Origin of the sequence: Enterobacter cloacae complex sp. Mu1197 (assembly GCF_040059225.1) — a bacterium.
GTDB lineage: Bacteria > Pseudomonadota > Gammaproteobacteria > Enterobacterales > Enterobacteriaceae > Enterobacter > Enterobacter quasiroggenkampii.
Genome location: NZ_CP157375.1, coordinates 2977757 through 2996436, shown reverse-complemented (window position 1 = coordinate 2996436; position 18680 = coordinate 2977757). Strand labels below are relative to the sequence as shown.

At 59.7% G+C, this 18680-nt stretch carries 15 protein-coding genes; 5 read left to right on the top strand and 10 right to left on the bottom strand.

The genetic code is table 11. The features are described from left to right. Positions 1–13 precede the first annotated feature (13 nt). Genes ABFV38_RS14160 through ABFV38_RS14145 form a run of 4 tightly spaced genes read right to left on the bottom strand, consistent with a single transcriptional unit; the run spans position 14 to position 5764 of the window. Positions 14–1339: a SidA/IucD/PvdA family monooxygenase gene (locus ABFV38_RS14160; protein ID WP_234083906.1), complete on the bottom strand. Its 1326-nt coding sequence runs from the start codon at positions 1337–1339 to the stop codon at positions 14–16. Continuing rightward, a complete protein-coding gene (iucC, locus tag ABFV38_RS14155; RefSeq protein WP_348957444.1) occupies positions 1336–3078 on the bottom strand; it encodes an aerobactin synthase IucC in 1743 nt (580 codons plus the stop codon). Before iucC ends, ABFV38_RS14160 begins: the two co-directional genes overlap by 4 nt. After that, entirely contained in the window at positions 3075–4022 is a 948-nt protein-coding gene (locus ABFV38_RS14150; RefSeq protein ID WP_348957443.1) for a GNAT family N-acetyltransferase, read from the bottom strand. Before ABFV38_RS14150 ends, iucC begins: the two co-directional genes overlap by 4 nt. Beyond that, positions 4022–5764, bottom strand: coding sequence for an IucA/IucC family protein (locus ABFV38_RS14145; protein WP_348957442.1), 1743 nt, complete (start codon positions 5762–5764; stop codon positions 4022–4024). Before ABFV38_RS14145 ends, ABFV38_RS14150 begins: the two co-directional genes overlap by 1 nt. A 138-nt stretch (positions 5765–5902) precedes the next feature. On the opposite strand from ABFV38_RS14145, the gene ABFV38_RS14140 reads away from it, so the two are divergent. Next, positions 5903–7114: an MFS transporter gene (locus tag ABFV38_RS14140; RefSeq protein WP_262801469.1), complete on the top strand. Its 1212-nt coding sequence runs from the start codon at positions 5903–5905 to the stop codon at positions 7112–7114. Here ABFV38_RS14140 and mtfA read toward each other — a convergent pair. Then, positions 7111–7908, bottom strand: coding sequence for a DgsA anti-repressor MtfA (gene mtfA / locus ABFV38_RS14135; RefSeq protein ID WP_048029376.1), 798 nt, complete (start codon positions 7906–7908; stop codon positions 7111–7113). The two genes, ABFV38_RS14140 and mtfA, sit on opposite strands and share 4 nt — an antisense overlap. 216 nt (positions 7909–8124) lie before the next feature. On the opposite strand from mtfA, the gene ABFV38_RS14130 reads away from it, so the two are divergent. The 3 genes from ABFV38_RS14130 (at position 8125) to ABFV38_RS14120 (ending at position 10791) form a co-directional block, all read left to right on the top strand. Then, positions 8125–8271: a DUF2256 domain-containing protein gene (locus ABFV38_RS14130; RefSeq protein ID WP_071530926.1), complete on the top strand. Its 147-nt coding sequence runs from the start codon at positions 8125–8127 to the stop codon at positions 8269–8271. After that, positions 8268–9797 (top strand): cryptochrome/photolyase family protein, encoded by a 1530-nt coding sequence (locus ABFV38_RS14125; RefSeq protein WP_348957441.1) that lies wholly within the window; start codon positions 8268–8270, stop codon positions 9795–9797. The genes ABFV38_RS14130 and ABFV38_RS14125 overlap by 4 nt, the downstream gene beginning before the upstream one ends. A 94-nt stretch (positions 9798–9891) precedes the next feature. Beyond that, a complete protein-coding gene (locus ABFV38_RS14120) occupies positions 9892–10791 on the top strand; it encodes a LysR family transcriptional regulator (protein WP_045908141.1) in 900 nt (299 codons plus the stop codon). Here the strand turns inward: ABFV38_RS14120 and ABFV38_RS14115 are convergent. From ABFV38_RS14115 to ABFV38_RS14105, 3 genes are all read right to left on the bottom strand, one after another. Continuing rightward, a complete protein-coding gene (locus tag ABFV38_RS14115) occupies positions 10766–11554 on the bottom strand; it encodes a substrate-binding domain-containing protein (RefSeq protein ID WP_348957440.1) in 789 nt (262 codons plus the stop codon). The genes ABFV38_RS14120 and ABFV38_RS14115 overlap by 26 nt on opposite strands. Then, positions 11551–12864 (bottom strand): MFS transporter, encoded by a 1314-nt coding sequence (locus tag ABFV38_RS14110; protein ID WP_348957439.1) that lies wholly within the window; start codon positions 12862–12864, stop codon positions 11551–11553. The genes ABFV38_RS14115 and ABFV38_RS14110 overlap by 4 nt, the downstream gene beginning before the upstream one ends. Before the next feature lie 280 nt (positions 12865–13144). Continuing rightward, on the bottom strand, positions 13145–14443 hold the full coding sequence (locus tag ABFV38_RS14105) for a serine hydrolase (protein ID WP_348957438.1): 1299 nt from the start codon (positions 14441–14443) through the stop codon (positions 13145–13147). Between the two features lie 106 nt (positions 14444–14549). Here ABFV38_RS14105 and ABFV38_RS14100 point away from each other — a divergent pair, with 106 nt between their 5' ends. Beyond that, a complete protein-coding gene (locus ABFV38_RS14100) occupies positions 14550–15443 on the top strand; it encodes a LysR family transcriptional regulator (protein ID WP_348957437.1) in 894 nt (297 codons plus the stop codon). Here the strand turns inward: ABFV38_RS14100 and fumA are convergent. Beyond that, complete coding sequence (fumA, locus tag ABFV38_RS14095; protein WP_063622025.1) at positions 15432–17081, bottom strand: class I fumarate hydratase FumA; 1650 nt, start codon at positions 17079–17081, stop codon at positions 15432–15434. The two genes, ABFV38_RS14100 and fumA, sit on opposite strands and share 12 nt — an antisense overlap. Positions 17082–17133: 52 nt before the next feature. Beyond that, complete coding sequence (locus tag ABFV38_RS14090; RefSeq protein ID WP_008500292.1) at positions 17134–18642, bottom strand: anion permease; 1509 nt, start codon at positions 18640–18642, stop codon at positions 17134–17136. Positions 18643–18680: the final 38 nt, after the last annotated feature.

The window sequence follows — 18680 nt, the reverse complement described above, 5'->3', positions numbered from 1 at the left end:
CTGATTGTGTGTGTCAGTACTCGGTGGTTTTAGCTAATGATTTAAAAACCTGACTGTTCTCCGGGCTGGTGGTGCTTCGCCAGTGGATAACGCCAGGCGTGGTAGCCAGCTCAAACGGCTCGTCGGCATGCGCGCGATTCAGAATGCGCGCCGCGCGCCAGGCCATCAGGCTGAGCTGGGGTTCGGCAATGCCGAGACGGTGCATCCCGGCATTCACGGCGAACAGGCGGTTGCTCTGCGGACCGTCCCATTCGAGGGTGAAATCGTTGTTGATGCAGAAGGCTTCGTCCGTATCCAGATGCAGGCGGTGAGACAGCGGCGCCAGGAACGCAGGCTGCACGGCGCGATAGCCGGTGGCAAAGATCGTCACGTCGCTCTCCAGCTGCTCGCGGCCGCCGTCAAGGTGATGCTGTATGCTCAGGCGCTGGCCGTTTTCCAGGCGCGTCAGGGCTGTCACCGAGCGGGACGGCATCAGGTGCGCCCAGGGTTTTTCACGCAGCACTTCGAAGCGGTGATACATCGCGCGATAAATCGCCAGCAGTGACTCGGTGGTGATGCCGTCGGAGGTCATCTTCTGCTCGTGCAGCATCTGCCGACGTGCCTCTTCACCGAGCGTGGAGAAGCTGTCCACGTACTCCGGCGTGAAATACTCGTTGGCAAAGGCGGCTTCATCCAGCGCGTTGTAGTTGTTGCGGCGCGATACCCAGTTCAGGCTCAGCGGCTGGCCCCATTCGCCACGGAAAATATTCAGGAACAGGTCGGCACCGCTCTGGCCGCCGCCGACGACGGTGACGCGCTTGCCCGTAAGATCCGGCGTGCGCAGCATCATCTCGCTGGCGTGGAAGCAGGTATCGTCCTGCACGGTGACGCAGTCAGGCAGGTTGATCTGCTTACCGATCCCTACGCAGACGTGGCGCGCCAGGAAGCGGTCGCGCTGGGTCACCACCTCAAACAGGCCGTTTTTCTCATCAAAGCTCACCTGCTGCACCTGCTGGCTGAAGGCGAGGTTGGTGAGGTTATCCGCCGCCCAGCACAGGTAGTCCGCAAACTCTTCGCGGGAAACCGTGCGCTGCTCGGTGGTCAGGAAGCGGTAGAACTTTTTGCGCTGCACCAGGTAGTTCAGAAAGCTGTGGCGGTTGGTCGGCTCCACGGCGCTGACCAGATCCTTCAGGAAGCTGGTCTGCATGTGGCAGTCCGGCACCATCATTCCCGGGTGCCAGGAAAAGTGAGGTTTACGCTCAAGAAACAGCGAGCTAAAACCGTCCAGCCCTTCTGCCAGTGCGGCGATGCTGAGGTTAAACGGGCCGATACCAATGCCGATGAAATCATAGGTTTTCATTGCGCTGACTCCCGGGAGGCCAGAAAAAGAGGGTTATCAAGGTCGGTGACGTAGTTCGGCAGCATGCGGCTGCCACCGTCGTGTTCGGAGAAGGTCAGTTTGACCGGGTTGAGGATCACGCGAATAATTTGCGGCTTAAACAGGTCAAACTTCGCGAAGCGATCGGCAAGCTCGGGGTGCGCGGCCATATAGCGGTGAAGAACCCCGGCGAGGATCTGATAGAAACGCGTTTCGCTGACGCCGCTTTGCAGCGTGAGGCGTGAGATAAAACGCAGCACCGTCACAAAGTTGCCGGTTTGCAGATCGTGAATGATGTAATCCGCGCTCAGGCGCGCAGTGACGGCCTTCACCTGTTCCGGCAGGCTCTGGGCCTGCGGGAAATCTTCATCCACCAGGCGCATATCGCCCTGAAAATCCTTCAGCAGGATGCGCTGCGGGACGTAATCCTTCATCACCAGCGTCACGTTCTGCCCGTGGGCGATCAGCGCCACGCCGTAGCGGCAGAGCAGGTGATAGAACGGGATCACCGATGCCTCAAACAGCTTTTCCAGCCATGCCTCGGCGCTTAACCCGGAGCGGCTGATCCACGCGTCGATCAGCGCACACCCGGCGTTGTCGGTTTCCATTAGCGCCGCCAGGAGCACCGCCTGTTCGCCGTCCTGCAGATAGCAGGACGGGTTCTCGCGCCAGATCACGCCCAGCATCTCCTGATAGCGATAGGGTGCTTTCGGCAGCGCCGCATAGCCCGGGTGCGACAGGTATCCAGCAGCGGGCTCACCCAGTACCTGCGCGCCAGAGCGGGCAAGCGTGGCGTCGCTGGCGAACTGCTGCTGCAGCCAGCGCGAGGCCAGCGGCCCGGCGGCAATGTATTTGCCCGGAATACCGCGATAGCAGGAGGTGTTGTAGATTGTCAGCGGGAGCTTGATGTCAAACGGCGCGCGACGGCTGGCGTTGGTGAGCGTGCGCAGGGACTGCTGCGCCAGGTACTCATCGCCAAACTCGCCCAGCTCAACCATCTCACCGCGCGCCAGCTGCGCCAGGAAATGAATGGCGATCTTCTGCTGCCACTGCCACGGGTGCAGCGGCACCGGCAGCCAGCTCTCGTCGAGACCCAGCGCCTGCCAGCGGGCGTCAAAGCGGGCGCGCTCGGCGTTGTCCATGGCGCCGGCCAGCAGGGCGCTGATATCGCAATCGACGTCGCTGCTCCAGACCAGATGCTCCCGCTGAACGGCAACCCAGTGCAGACGAAAACGTCCGCGATACTCCGGTGCGTACTGACGCAGCGCGTCCAGGCCCCAGCCGCGGCGGCCTTTGTTGAAAATAAACTTCGGGTGACCGCGCATCAGGCACTGTAATTCGTCCGGATCGAGGTGGATCAGCGCGTCCGCGTCCAGCGCTTCACGCGCCTGCAGCAGCTGTATGTCGCCGCGCAGCGTGGCGTAGAGATCTTCCATGTGCTCCGCCGTCTGCGCGTCGCTCATCTCCAGCACCTTCGCCAGCTGCAGCAGCGCGCGCTCCGCCTCCACGGCGGCACCGCTGGCGGTGGTCAGGCTGTCCGGGTCGATATGCAACCAGCCCCAGATCCCGCGCGTGGCGCAAAACTGCCAGGACTCGTTGCCCATGGTGATGCGCCAGGCGTCAGACGCAAGCGGCTCGGCACGCAGGGTGCGTTCATACTCCAGCTCGGCGAGGATCTTCGCCACCATCTCGCGGTTCACTTTTTCCCAGAGCGCGTTCACAGGCCCACCTCGCTGAAGAAGCGGTGACGCTGGCTCATAATGAGGCGCGAGCGTTTATGCGGGAAGTCGAACTCTTTCACCGTGTCGAAACCAGCGGAGTCCAGATGGCGGAACAGGCGCTGGTTATCGAAGCGCGGCTCGGCGACAATCCGCGTGGTGCGCGGTTCATCCAGATACAGGTAGTGGCTCAGGCCGCGCAGCCAGCTGCGGATGTACTGCGCACCGCGCCAGTTCTCTTCGCCCACCAGCATGTGCAGCCCGCGGTCAAACGGCTGCCAGCGGTAGTGGCGGCCAATGCGGTCTTCCGCCGCCCAGTAGAGTTCAAAATAGCCGAACGGCTGGTCGTCGAAGCAGCCGATAACCGGGTAGCAGTAGGTCGAGTCGAGCTGACGGCGCAGGTAGTTTTCCTGCTCGGCCTGCGGGCCCGCCATCTCCCAGAAGGCGTTCACGCGCGGGTTGTTCATCCATTGGGTAAAGCGCTCGCCGTCCAGCGCCACGTCGGCCACGCGGAAGCTGAGGGTGCGCTTAATTTGCGGATCGTAACGGCGATACACTTCGCCCCGCGGGCGGTGAGGGCGCAGCGGGAAGTACAGTTGACGGCTCTCGTCAAACTGCATTCCGCCGCTTGCCTGATGCCGTTCGCCTTTCAGCCACAGCGGCAACTGCCAGAAGGCATTGCGCGCCAGATAATCACCATGGGCCAGGCCAAACAGCGCCTGCGCCTGGGGTTCATCCTGCCAGTCCGCCCACGGTAACGTAATGCCGGTCAGCGCGGGGGCGGCCACAAACAGCTGATCCAGAGCTTCCATCAACCAGCCGTCCGGGATCCCCTTCAGACGCTCCAGCACCGCGCTGCCGTCGAGACCCAACGCCAGCGGCAGGGGGCGATCCGTTGCGGTGCAGTGAAAGCCGTAGCCGGAATGGACGATATTCGCGATAGCCATCACGCCTTCTCCTTGTAGAACGGGTTGCTAAAGTCGAAATAGATCACCGCCGGATCGGCGATGGTGTTTTCATTGCGATCGTGCAGGTAGCAGAAGAAGTTGCCTTTGCAGTTCCAGGTCGGGCTGTCGAGCACGTAGTCGAGGCAGCGGGCCTGCTTCGCCGTGCGGCGCAGTTCCGCCAGCGCGTCGCGCACCCGGGACATCAGGCTCTCCTCGCTGTCAAAACCGGCGGCAGCAAGGGCGGCGGTAACGGCAAGGGTAGAGTTCAGCAGCAGGTAGTAAGGGAAGTAGCGCAGCAGCTGGCTCTCGCCAAAGCGGTTTTCCACCTCAGTTTCGCCAGCTTCTTTCAGCCACGCGTCGGCGCTTTCGGTCCACGCGCTGCCCTGGCAGTCGCGATAGATCAGCCCGACCGGGAAATCCTGCTGCATCTCAACGAGGATATTTTGCTGGTGCGCCAGCAGGACCAGACCGTAGTCCGCTTCGGCGCTGAACAGCGGAAGCAATACGCGGTCGCAGTAGGCGTCCAGCCAGCAGCGGGCGGCCTGAGCGAGCGGTAAATCGAGACGCTGGCTCAGACGGCGCACCGCCGCAGCGAGCAGGCTGTCACCGCCGTCCGGCGCGGCCTGCGTCAGGCTCACCAGCACGTTGGTCTGGGTGGCTGGCGTATCGAACAGCAGATTAACGCGCAGGGCCATCAGGCTCTCTTCCTGAATGACGCCGCTGTCATCGCGCAGTCCCGCCCAGCCGTCTTCCTGCATCACGCGCATGGTCGGGTAGCGCGCCTGTAATTCCTGCCAGCGTTCCGTTTTTGCCAGACGCGCCAGGCGCATGCCGCGCTTCACCTCTTTCACCGACAGCGTGCGCACGGAGTTGGTCAGGCGCACGCTGAGGGAGAACTTAATCATGTCGCTGTTGGTCTCGCTGTACAGCGAGCGGGAGGAGCTGGTGGGCAGCCACTGTGCGCCCGCTTCACCCAGATCCTGCAGTGAACCGTTTTCCGCCAGACGCTGGCACCAGTCTTGCTCCAGCAGATAGTCGGCCTGCCACGGGTGCATCGGCAGCAGCCAACGGGTGTCGGTGAAGTGGCCGAGCAGCTCGGGCGCGCTCTGGGCCGCAAAGCGCAGTAGACGTTCACGCAGGGAGACGTTCAGGCTGTCGCCGGCAACGAGCGTGCTCTCAACGGCAAACCAGCGCAGCGGGAAGCGGGAGGCGAAATCAGGCAGGTAGCGACGCGCCTCGGTTTCGTTGAACGGCTCGTGCGACTTCGGTGCCGGATGAAACGCATGGCCGACCAGCAGCGCCTGTTCCGCGTCGGCAAACGTCAGCGGCTTATCGCGCAGGGTTGCCCAGCCGTGGCGTAAATCAATCGCCTGCCAGGTGTGGGCATGGCTTTCGAGAACGCGCTGCTTAAAACGCGCCAGCGTATCGGCATCCAGTGAGCCTTTTACGGACGGTTTTTCAAGAATTAAATCAACCAGTTGAGAGAATGTGACGGCGTCACTGCGGTCGCTGTTGCTCTGAATAAGCGTTGCCGGGAAACGGTACTGATGATGCTGGGTGGGAGAGAAATAGCGTACCGGCACCCGAAGCGCCTGGGTTTGGGAAAGCGGGATATGGATCTCAGATAGCGCATCCGCATCGGTAGCGGAGTGATAGCGCCAGTCCTTCGTTTCGCGCAACAGGGCGTTTAAAAAACACTGGGCTGCAACGTCTGTACCGGCGGCGCGGAGCAGAGCACGCATAGATGTACCTCATTCCATGATTGATAATAATTCTCGTTATGATATTCATTCTGTTTACAGTCGCAACCATTTTTGCAATATTTGTTTTCATAAACTTCATAATTTCCACACATTTATTGACACTATGTTCACATTCTCATGCGCGCTGACTCTGAAACCTTGACGGAAAACGTCACCTCAAAAGCTAACTGGCCCCTGGCGCTATCTGCGGGTTTACTGGGCATCGGGCAAAACGGTTTGCTGGTGATGCTCCCGCAGCTGGTCACCCTGACCGGGCTGTCACTCTCGGTCTGGGCCGGGCTGTTGATGTTTGGATCCATGCTCTTTTTACCGGCATCACCCTGGTGGGGGCGTCAGAGCGAGCGGAAGGGGTGTAAGTCCGTCATGCTGGCCTCGCTAAGCGGCTATCTGGCCAGTTTTGTTGTGATGGCGCTGGTGGTCTGGGCGATGGCGGCCGGAAGGCTGGATACGGTCTGGGGGCTGGCGGGGCTTATATTCTCGCGCCTGCTCTACGGACTGACGGTCTCGGGGCTGGTGCCTGCGGCCCAGACGTGGGCGATTCAGCGTGCGGGACTGGAGAAAAGAATGGCGGCGCTGGCGACGATAAGCTCCGGCCTCAGCTGCGGGCGTTTGCTCGGCCCACCGCTGGCGGCGCTGATGCTCAGCGTTAATCCGGTCGCGCCGCTCTGGCTGATGGCGGTTGCGCCGCTTCTCGCTCTGCTGCTGGTACTTCGCGAAGTCGCTGACCCGCCGCTGCCGCCGGTAGCCCACCAGGCAACCCGCCTGCAGGCCTCCATGATGCCGTTCCTGCTGCTGGCGCTGCTGCTGGCGGCGCTGGTGAGCCTGATGCAGATTGGCCTGTCACCGCATCTTAGCCCGCTGCTGGACGGTAACGCTCGGGAGATCAGCCATCATGTCGCGCTCCTGCTGAGCCTGGCCGCGCTGGCCACGCTCGCGGCACAGTTTCTGGTGGTCCGCCCGCAGCATTTCAGCCCGGTGACATTGCTCTGTATCGCGGCGGTGCTGATGGTGGCAGGGCTTGGGCTGATGTCTGTTGCCGGTTTAATGTTGTTCTACGTGGGGATTGTTATCACGTCACTCGGGGCGGCGATGGCCACGCCGGGCTACCAGCTTCTGCTGAACGATCGGCTGACCACGGGGAAAGGCGCGGGCGTCATCGCCACCAGCCACACGTTAGGCTACGGCGTCAGCGCACTGCTGGTGCCGGTCGTGACGCGCTTTTACGGGGAGCAGGCTTTAACAGTGGCCGCATGGGGAATGGCGCTGCTGTTTTTAGCCCTGAGCATAGGGGTATGGTCAACTGAGCGTACCCCTGCTGAAAAAGCTTAATGAACCTGGCGGGACGAATGCCCGCCGGACGCCTCATTCTGTCGCAGGCGCTGGAGCGGATCCTGCTGATAAAACTGGCAGAAACGTTGCCACAGGGCCGGGAAACGGGGTGCGAAAAGCTCTGGCGCGCTGAAGAAATACTCGGAGAGCACCGCAAAGCACTCAGCCGGGTCGGTTGCCGCATAGGCGTCAATGCTGGCCGCGCTCTCGCCCACAAGGTCTATTTCATCCTGAATGTTATCCATCGCCGCGTGCAGGTCGTGCTCCCAGCCCGCGACCTCGCGAAGCGGGATCAGCGGAACGCCGCTGGCGCGATCGCCGTTGCGGGTATCCAGCTTGTGCGCCACCTCATGAATAATCAGATTAAAGCCGGAGGCGTCGAACGAGTCCTGAATATCGAGCCAGTTGAGGATTATCGGCCCTTGCTGCCAGCTTTGTCCGGACTGCACCACGCGCTGGTTATGCACCAGCCCGATGTCGTCCTGCCATTCGTCATCCACCACGAACGGCGCGGGATAGATAAGCACTTCGTGGAAACCGTCCAGCCACTCAATGCCGAGTGCAAGCACCGGCAGACAGAACAGCAGGGCGATGCGGGCGTTTTTCAGGGGATCGAGTTCAAACCCCTGCAGTGGCACCAGGCGTTTTTGCTGCAAAAAACGATCCGCCAGTTGAACCAGTTTCGATTGTTCATCCGGGTTTAGATTAGCCAGAACAGGGATCGTCAGCGCGTCATCCCATGGCAGCGCCACATCCCGGCCAGCCTCATTCGTTTTCCAGGGCCACTTTATCATCGCTTTGCTCGCAAACTCGTCACTTGAACAAAAATGGGAAAGTCAGGTTCGGTTAAGATGCCAGAAAATCGCTCACTGCGACAAATCCAGCCTGAATAAACTATCATTTCGTACGTAGCGGTGGGTAGCGGTTTGCGGGCATCACCTTCATTTTGTGAAGTCTGTCGTGGCCTTTATCCGCAGGTGGGGTGAATTAATCAGTGCGGTATTGAAAAGATGAGCGATTTCAAAGGTAATAAGCAGGACCTGCCCAGTCGACTGTGTGTGCACTGCCAGCGGCCCATGACGTGGCGCAAGAAATGGGCGAAATGCTGGAATGAGGTTAAATACTGTTCTGAGCGTTGCCGCAGGAGCCACCGTTGACCGAGCTGCGTCTGATCCTGGGCGATCAGCTTAATCCGCATCACAGCTGGTTTGATACCTGCAGTCCGAACGTCATTTACGTGATGCTGGAACTCCGGGCAGAAACCGCCTACGTGCTTCATCACGCCCAGAAAGTTATCGCTATCTTCGCCGCCATGCGCGCGTTTGCCTCTGCATTAAAAGAGAAGGGGCATCGGGTGAGGTATGTCCGACTCTCCGATGGCTCAAACCGCGGCGCGCTGGAAGACAATCTCAACGCGCTTGTCGCGCATTACCGCGCGGATAGGGTGATATGGCAGGAGCCCGACGAATGGCGTCTTGATACGCAGCTGCAGGCGTGGGCGAAGACGGTCTCCGTTGAAACGGCCTGCGTCAGCAGCGAGCATTTTTTCACCACTCGGGAACAGGTCAGCGCGTTCTTTGCGTCACGCAAAAGCTGGCGAATGGAGTACTTTTATCGGGAAATGCGTCGTCAGCACGGGGTCCTGTTAACCTCTGAAGGCGAGCCGGAAGGGGGGAAATGGAATTTCGATGCTGAAAACCGCAAGCGCTGGTCCGGCGAGCCTCCCGCGCCGGTGGACGCGCGTCCCTGCCACGATCGTTCCGCCTTATGGGCGGAGATCCAACGCTGCGGCGTAAAGACCTTCGGCGAACCGCAGGCCGGCAATTTTCGCTGGCCGCTCAACCGTGCGGAAGCCAAAGCCAGGCTGGATGATTTTATCGCGCACGTGCTCCCGCAGTTTGGAAACTGGCAGGACGCGATGCACGCGGAGGAACCTTTTCTTTTCCACTCGTTAATTTCATTTGCGCTGAACGCTAAAATGCTTAATCCGCGGGAAGTGGTCGCGGCCGCCCAGCAGGCGTGGCGTTCGGGCCACGCGCCGCTGCCTGCCGTAGAAGGGTTTATCCGACAAATTCTCGGCTGGCGGGAGTATGTGCGCGGGATCTACTGGTCGCAGATGCCGGGCTATCGGGAGCTGAATGCCTTAGACCAGCACGCCCCGCTGCCGGACTGGTTCTGGACGGGCAAGACGCAGATGCGCTGCCTGGCGCATGCCGTTGGGCAGTCGCTCACCGAGGCTTACGCCCACCATATCCAGCGCCTGATGGTCATTGGCAACTTTAGCCTGCTCAGCGGCCTGTCGCCGCAGGCGGTCCATGAATGGTATCTGGGCGTCTATATTGACGCCTTTGAGTGGGTGGAGCTGCCCAACACCCTCGGCATGAGCCAGTTTGGCGATGGCGGGTTACTGGCCAGTAAACCCTACGTCTCGAGCGCGTCATACATTCATAAGATGAGTAATTACTGTCAGGGGTGCCGGTATCAACACAACCAGCGTACCGGCGAACAGGCGTGCCCCTTCAATGCCCTTTACTGGGACTTCTTTGCGCGCAATAAGGCGCGTCTCGGTAACAATCCCCGCCTGGGCATTGTCTTTAAACAGCTAGCGGACATGACGGAAGAGGATCGGCAGGCCATTGCGGACCGCGCCGGGTACATCCGCCTGCATCTCAACAACCTCTGATCGGTATTTCAACGCCTGGGCGGTTGCGGCAGGTCAATAAGACGCTATTATTTTTGACTTTGTTGCGTATTCCATGACAGGACATCCAGACGCTATGCCCGTGAATTTTGACCTGAACGATCTTTATGCTTTCAGAGCGTTAGTGGAATACGGTAACTTCCGTGTCGCCGCTGAATCTATCTGTTTATCCCAGTCGGCGCTGAGCCGCAGGATTGAAAAGCTGGAAGCCGCGCTGGGAAACAGGCTGTTCGATCGCACCACCCGCCGCGTGGCGCTGACGCTCTACGGACAAAACTTTGCCGAGCGCTCCGCACAGTTGCTCGACAGCGTTGAGTCAATGCTCGCGGATGTCGATAAGGCCAGTGAAGAGCGGACGGGGCTGATCACGGTTGCCACGGTACCTTCCGCGGCCTGTTACTTTATGCCTGACGTGATCCGGCGTTTTCAGTCTCGCTATCCGCGTGTTCGCATTAAGCTCATCGACAGCAGCGCGGGCAATGTGATTGACGCCGTGGCCCGCAGCCAGGCGGATTTTGGTATCTGCTTTGCAGGAAACCTGCCGTCTGAAATCGAATTTTTCCCGCTGGTGGAGGATGTCTACGTTGCGGCGTGCAGAAAGGATCATCCTCTGGCGCAGAAGAGTCACCTGACGTGGAAGACGTTTTATCAGCAGGATTATATCTCCCTCGATAAAACGTCAGGCAACCGCAATCTGCTCGATCGGATGCTGGGGGATATCGTTCCCGAGCGGCCCAGCGTCTGCGAAACACGTCACGTTACCACGATGCTCGGTATGGTTGAGGCGGGGATCGGCATCGCTGCCGTTCCCGCCATGTCAATGCCGACCTCAGAGCACACGCTGTTGACGCATCTGCCGCTGATGGCGCCGGAAGTGAAACGCACCGTGGGGCTTATCCGGCGCCGGGGGCGCATCCAGTCTTATATTGCGGCTGAACTGGAAAAGCAGATCACCGAGCAGTATCGCCGGACGTAACGGGGATCATCCCCGTCTCCGTAATGACGGTCCTTGAGGGCGGTGAGGCGAGATAAGTCAACAGCGCTTTCCCCTCCCCGGGATGTTCTGCATGACGGGTAACCGCGCCCGCGAAGCGCGTGATGTATTGCACATTGTCAGGGATTTTCCCGACAAAGGTGACGCCCTGAACCGGCAACAGCTCGCTAACCTGCTGGAAACCGAGGGTGTATTTTCCTTTGGCCACTTCTGAGGCGACCGGAATACGCTCGACCTTTGTCGCTTTACCCGCCACCTCTTTTTCTATTCCCAGCTTTTTGAATAAAGCCTGGCTGACGTACCTGCCGCTGGCGCTGTCAGAGTAGGCGATGGAGCTGGCCTGCAGCAACGTTTCACGCAGTTTCGCATCGCTGCTGATATCCGGTACTTTCGCTCCTTTTTTTACCACCATGCCAACGGGAGAATCCGCGAGTTCCGTTCGCGAACCCGGCTGGGTCTGGCTGGCCTTTTCGAGCTTCTCCAGCGCATCGCCCACCATAATCACCACGTCGGCCTTCTCGCCGCGCGCCAGTCGGTTTGGGATCGCCTGCGGCGTATTGCCCATTGAGGGGCCGGGGATGATCACAATTTTATCCCCGGTCCGGTGTTCATATTCCGGGGCCAGCTTTTCAAGGGCGGCTTTAAAACCGCCTGAGATCATCACCTTCACGTCCTGGGCAAAGGCATTGACGCTCAGGAACGTCAGTACCAGCGCGCTGACGGTATAGCGATAAGTGCGTTTCATACTGCCCCCTCTGACTTGACGGTGTTTTGCAGCGATACCGCGCGGCGGCGGTAGAGGTAGGGCGTTGCCAGCAGGGCACATACCGCGGCGAAGCTCATCCAGTAGCCCGGCGAGGCTTTGTCATCGGTGTATTCAATCAGCGCGGTGGACATCACCGGGGTAAAGCCACCGAACACCGCCGTTGCCAGGCTGTAAGCCAGCGAGAAGCCCGCCACGCGCACTTCAGCCGGCATAATTTCCGTCAGCGCCGGGATCATTGCGCCGTTATAGAGGCCGTAGAGGAAGGAGAGCCACAGCAGCACGCTCAGCATCATCGAGAAGCTGGGCGCGTTCGCCAGCAGCGTCAGGGCCGGATAGCTGGTCGCCAGCGCCAGCAGGGTCATGGCAATCAGCACCGGCTTGCGCCCGAAACGGTCCGACAGGGCACCGCCCACCGGCAACCAGATGAAGTTAGAGATCGCCACCAGCAGCGTGACCAGCAGGCTGTCTGACGCGCTCAGCATCAGCACCTTTTTGCCAAAGGTGGGTGCGTAGACGGTGATCAGATAGAACGCCGTGGTGGTCATCGCCACCATCAGCATGCCCGCGACCACCACCTGCCAGTTCGCGAGCAGCGTTTTAAAGACCTGACGCATCTCCAGATGATGGCGACGCGCGCTGAACTCTTCCGTTTCTTCCAGCTTGCGGCGCAGGAAGAAGATAAACGGCACGATTAAACAGCCGAACAGGAACGGGATGCGCCAGCCCCATTCGCGGATGGCGCTCTCTTCCAGCATCGCGTTCAGCGCAAAGCCCATTGCGGCGGCGACCATAATGGCGACCTGCTGGCTACCGGACTGCCAGCTGGTGTAAAAACCCTTGCGGCCCGGTGTGGCGATTTCAGCCAGATAGACCGACACGCCCCCAAGCTCCGCGCCGGCGGAAAAACCCTGCAGCAGACGGCCCGTCAGCACCAGCAGCGGCGCCCACAGACCGATGCTTTGATAAGACGGAATAAGCACGATCAGGAAGGTCCCCGCCGCCATGATGGACAGCGTGACAATCAGCCCCTTTCTGCGGCCCACTTTGTCGATATACGCGCCAAGCACAATTGCCCCGATTGGACGCATCAAAAAGCCCGCGCCGAAGACGGCGAAGGTCATCATCAGCGACGCAAATTCACTGCTCGCCGGGAAGAACGTGTGGGCGATGTAGGTGGCATAGAAGCCGAACAGAAAGAAATCGAATTGCTCAAGAAAGTTGCCGGACGTGACGCGAAGTATCGCGCCCGCTTTCGACCGTACGGTTGCAGGTGAGGTTGAGGAAAACATGGTTATCTCCAGTTTATTGTTGACGTTTTACGCGTCTGTTTCTGAAAACTGGATCAGGATGAGGAATTAGATAAGCGCAAATGCCGCATCGACTGATGCATTTCTTGCATGAATATAATTCGACTGATAAATACAATTAATGGCAACAATAACTTAACAAACCGTTGGCTTTTTATTCACCAATATTCTGTAAGTCTCTGATATTGCGATTTTGTGATGTGGCGCAGAGGCCCGTTTCAGAATGCGCCGGGTAACCGCTTCATTACCCGGCGGATGCATTTTAGCGCAGCGCCCTGGCAATTGCGCTAAACATCAGAGAAGCTTCCAGCGGCTGGGCGCTGAAGGACGGCTCCGCCTGCGGCCAGGTAGACCACTGGACGATGACCAGATTTTCCTTCGGGTTCACCACGATCATCTGCCCAAAAATGCCCAGCGCCCAGAGCGAACCTTTTATCGAATCCTGTGCCGTTGGCTCTACGCTCGTGGCGTTCGCGGGCACTTCATTGTTCCACCACTGATAGCCGTACAGCCCCCCGGGATGGGCGTCTGATACCGAGCCTTTGGCCTTCGTCCAGTCTGACGACTGCCGGATCCAGTTTTCCGGCAGGATGGTCTTACCGTTCGGCAGCGTACCGTTGTTCAGGATAAATTGCCCGAAGCGTCCCCAGTCCTCCAGCGTGGCGTTAAAGCCGTGCGCGCCGACGTCGTGCTGGCCTTTGCTGTAGGCATGCCACACGCCGTCGCTCGCCATGCCGTAAGGCTGCCAGATGCTTTTCTCCAGATAGGCTGCGAGCGTCATGCCGGTGGCCCGCTCCAGCACGTCACCCAGCAGCCAGGCGCCACCCGAAGAGTAAGACCAGTTCTCTCCGGCCGGATGCGCTCTGCGTAACCCCTTCACCAACTTGCGCACGCAGTCATAGGTACCCGGCTTCGCCTCGCACTCGGTGAGCTGCGCAAAGTCGGAGTGGGGGTTGGTGTAATCCTCGTTCCAGGCCACGCCGGAGGTATGGGTGATCAGCTGTCTGAGCGTCACGCCGTCCCACGCGGTGCCTTTCAGGTCGGGTTCATACCGCGTGATTCGATCGTCAAGCGAGTGGATCTTTCCCTCTTTGAGGGCCACGCCCACCAGCGCCGATACCACCGATTTCCCAACCGAGCGTGAGGTCCAGAGCGTCGAGTCGGTATTGCCCTCTCCAAGATACTTCCAGGCGATTTTGCCGTCCTTCAGTACCAGCATGCCGCTGACGTTCTGGCGCTGGAGGTACTCCTGAAGGCCGTAGCGCCTGCCGTTGACCTGATAGTGTGCGTCCGTGAGCGGCTTGTCCGACATTTGCAGCGGCACGGCGTTACCGTGGCGGAAACGATCCCCGGCGTAGTTGCGGTAGTCATTGCGAAAGCCCACCACGCGATCGGCCTGGCTCCAGGTGAGCATCTTATGGGGGTCAGGCAGCGCGGTGTCGAAGGGGGCTGGGCAGGCGCTGAGGTCGGTGCCTTTACAGGCCGCCACTGCCGCAGGGGAGATCAGGGTGCTGAAGACAAGGCCCGCCAGCAGGGCATGGTTTACTTTTCTGTTTTTCATATCCGTCTCTTACAGGTTAGGAACGGCTTCAGTTTAAAAACCCCGGGGCTATAATAAAAAACGCGTAGCGGGGGAAAATCCCCCCAAAAAACAGAAGGAGTGTAGCGTGGCGGGACTGATTTACTCTTTTGCACAGCTCGAGGCATTTACCGCCGTGGCCGAGAACGGGAGCCTGAGTAAAGCCGCGGTGGCGCTGAAGAAGGACCGAACGACGCTTCGCGATCTGGTTGATTTTCTTGAGGATGGGTTAGGCTACGCGCTGTTTATTCGCGACGGCCGCACCCTGCGGCTCACGCCCGAAGGGGAGCAGCTTCAGCGCCAGGCGCACCTGCTGATGCGGCAGGTAAAAGCCTTTGAGGCGTTTGCCAGAGAGGTGCCGCACGGTGCCAAGCAGGACCTGACGCTGGTGTACGATCCTTTTACGCCCAGAGCCTTTCTGCACGGGGTGATTGCTGAAATGGCGGTGCGAAAAATCCGCCTGAGCCTTATTTGCGCCTCGCGGGATGAATCGGAACGGCTGCTGGCGAACAACGACGCGGATCTCGCCATCTGCCAGGCACGCAACCGCAGCGTGGGCAATGATATGGAGTGGCGCGCTCTGGGTGCCATCGATATGGATTTTTATGCCGCCAGCGGGCTGTTTGCTGACCGTTCTTCGCCTCTGTCGCTGCTCGATCTCTCCCTGGTGCCCCAGGTCGTCATGCACCCCGCCACGGACGAGCCGGTGGCGCGCCGCCTGCAGATTTCCGGGCATACCCTCTTTACCAATGAACCGGAGATGCTGCGCGGTTTGCTGGAGCGCGGCTGCGGCTGGGGATTCTTACCGACGCATTTTCACGCCGGGCAGTGGCAAAACGTAAAAAGGCTGCACACCGAAGTGGGCAGCCAGGGGATTGGTCAGACGATGGTCACCATCTGGAAGCCGGGGAGCGACAAGCGCAGCACGATCGCTGAAACGCTGTCGCTCTTGCCGGACGTATGGAAGCACTCAGCGCTGTGAACAGCCTTTACACTGCTGGTTCTGGATCTGCTGGAAGAAATCGTTGCCTTTGTCATCCACCAGGATAAACGCCGGGAAGTTCTCGACTTCGATTTTCCAGATGGCTTCCATACCCAGCTCAGGATACGCGACGCACTCCAGGCTCTTAATGCTGTTTTGCGCCAGCACCGCCGCCGGGCCGCCAATGCTGCCCAGGTAGAAGCCGCCGTGCTTATGGCAGGCGTCCGTCACCTGCTGGCTGCGGTTGCCTTTTGCCAGCATGATCATGCTCGCGCCGTGGGACTGCAGTAAGTCCACATACGAATCCATGCGCCCTGCGGTGGTTGGACCGAGTGAGCCAGACGCGTAGCCTTCCGGCGTTTTGGCCGGGCCCGCGTAGTAAATCGGATGATCTTTGACGTACTGCGGCAGTTCTTCGCCGTTGTCGATCAGCTCTTTCAGCTTCGCGTGGGCGATGTCGCGCGCCACGATGATGGTTCCGTTCAGCGACAGGCGGGTAGAGACCGGGTGCGCGGAAAGCTGCGCCAGGATCTCATTCATCGGCTTGTTCAGGTTGATGCTGACCACGTCGCCTTCGCCCTGCTGGCGCAGCGATTCAGGAATGTACTGGCCCGGGTTGTGCTCCAGCTTCTCAATCCAGATCCCGTCTCGGTTGATTTTCGCTTTGATGTTGCGGTCCGCGGAGCAGGAAACCCCCATGCCAATAGGGCAGGACGCGCCGTGGCGCGGCAGGCGGATCACGCGGATGTCGTGGGCGAAGTATTTACCGCCAAACTGCGCGCCGAGACCGAGGTTCTGTGCTTCCTGGAGCAGTTCCTGTTCCAGCTGAACATCGCGGAACGCCTGGCCGTGTTCGTTGCCTTCCGTTGGCAGCGCGTCGTAGTAGCGCGTGGAAGCCAGCTTCACGGTTTTCAGCGTGGCTTCCGCCGAGGTTCCGCCGATAACAAAGGCAATGTGGTACGGCGGGCAGGCTGCCGTCCCCAGGGTACGCATCTTCTCAACCAGATAATTTTTCAGCTTAGCCGGGGTGATCAGCGCTTTGGTTTCCTGGTAGAGATAGGTTTTGTTGGCAGAGCCGCCGCCTTTCGCCATGCACAGGAATTTGTACTCGTCGCCGTCCACGCTGTAGAGATCGATCTGCGCGGGCAGGTTGGTACCGGTATTCACCTCTTTATACATATCCAGCGCCGCATTCTGTGAGTAGCGCAGGTTGTCTTCAATGTAGGTGTTATACACGCCCTGGCTCAGGGCCGCTTCGTCACCGCCGCCGGTCCAGACGCGCTGGCCTTTTTTACCCATGATGATCGCGGTGCCGGTATCCTGGCAGGTCGGCAGTACGCCTTTGGCCGCGATTTCGGAGTTGCGCAGGAACTGCAGGGCAACGTACTTATCGTTCTGGCTGGCTTCCGGGTCGTTGAGGATGGCGGCAACCTGCTGCTGGTGGGAAGGACGCAGCATAAATGCGGCGTCGTGGAAGGCCTGCTGCGCCAGCAGGGTCAGCGCTTCCGGCTCCACTTTCAGGATTTCCTGGCCTTCGAACTCGGCAACGGAGACGTGCTCTTTGGTCAGCAGGTAGTATTCGGTGTCGTCATGCGAAAGAGGGAAGGGGTTCTGGTAGATAAACGGTTTGTTTGACATAGCTTGCTCCACAAAAATAAAACCGCCGGAAGAAACATCCGGCGGTCGGAAATCAGAACATCATGGACATCCACGGATAGCCAATCAGCAGCAGGGCCGCCAGGAAGATGGCACCGAAGATGGTGCCGAGGCGCCAGTAGTCTTTGGTTGGCAGGTAGCCGCTACCGTAGTAGATCGGGCTTGGGCCAGTACCGTACGGGGTGATGATCCCCATCACGCCCAGCGAGGTCACCATCAGCAGAACAAACACTTCCATATTCATGCCCGGAATGGTGGAGGCGATGGTCAGCATCGCTGGCAGCAGCGCCGTGGTGTGCGCGGTGGTGCTGGCAAACAGGTAGTGCAGCAGGTAGAACGCCAGCAGCAGGACGATGGTCGCTACGCCCGGAGAGATACCGCTCATTAACAGACCACCTTCTTTACCCAGCCAGCTGATAAAGCCGGTAGAGGAGAGGCCGTCCGCCAGCGCAACCAGGGTGGCGAACCAGACGAAGGTGTTCCACGCCGCTTTGTTACCGGTGATATCGTTCCACTCCAGCACGCCGGTCCACAGCATCAGGCCGACGATGAGCAGGGCAGCCATAGCGGGTTCAATCCACGCGGCGGCGAAGATCCACATCAGCAGCGCACAGCACACGAACACCAGCAGCAGGATTTCATTGCGGGACAGTTTGCCCAGTTTTTCCAGCTCACGGGTCGCCCACAGCGGCACTTCGTTGTTCACCTTCACTTCTGGCGGGTAGAACCAGTAGGCCAGCAGCGGCATGGCCAGAATCAACAGGATACCCAGCGGCAGGAAGGCGAGGAACCAGGTGCCCCAGGAGATATCGATCCCAACCGTACTTTTCACCAGCGCCAGCGCCAGCAGGTTCGGCGCGAGGGCGGAGAGGAACATTGAACTGGTGATACAGGCCGCGGTGATCGCCACCCACATCAGGTACGAACCAATTTTACGCGCGCTTGGGTCGTTCGGTTTAGAACCGTACAGCGGCGGCAGGTTAGCGATGATCGGGTAGATGGTCCCGCCGCTGCGCGCGGTGTTGGACGGGGTGAACGGTGCCAGCAGCAGGTCAGCAAACGTAATCGCGTAACCGAGCGTCAGGCTGCGACGGCCGAGGTATTTCACCAGAATCAGCGCCAGACGGCGGCCGAAGCGGGTTTTGTCATAGCCTGCGGCGAACATGAAAGCACCGAAAATCAGCCAGACGGTCGAGTTACCAAACCCGCTCACCGCCCACTTAAAGGAGGCGCCTGCCAGCTTGAATTTCGGGTCAGCCAGCTGTTCAGGGCTGAACAGCACCCACTGGCTGCACAGGGCAATGGCGACCACGCCGGTCAGACCGATCACCGCGCCCGGCAGCGGTTCGAAGATCAAACCCACGATTACGCCAACGAAGATAGCGAAATAGTGCCATGCGTAAGGAGGCAGACCTTCCGGTACCGGAACAAACAGCAGCAGTACGGCGACGATGACGGGCAGTGCCATCATCAGCAGACGTTTTGCGTTTCCATTTGATGCCTGGTTCGCCACAGGGGGCGTTACAGCAGTTTTTGTATTCATAGTTTCACGTCTTAAGTTGTCAAAGATTCGGTCGTACT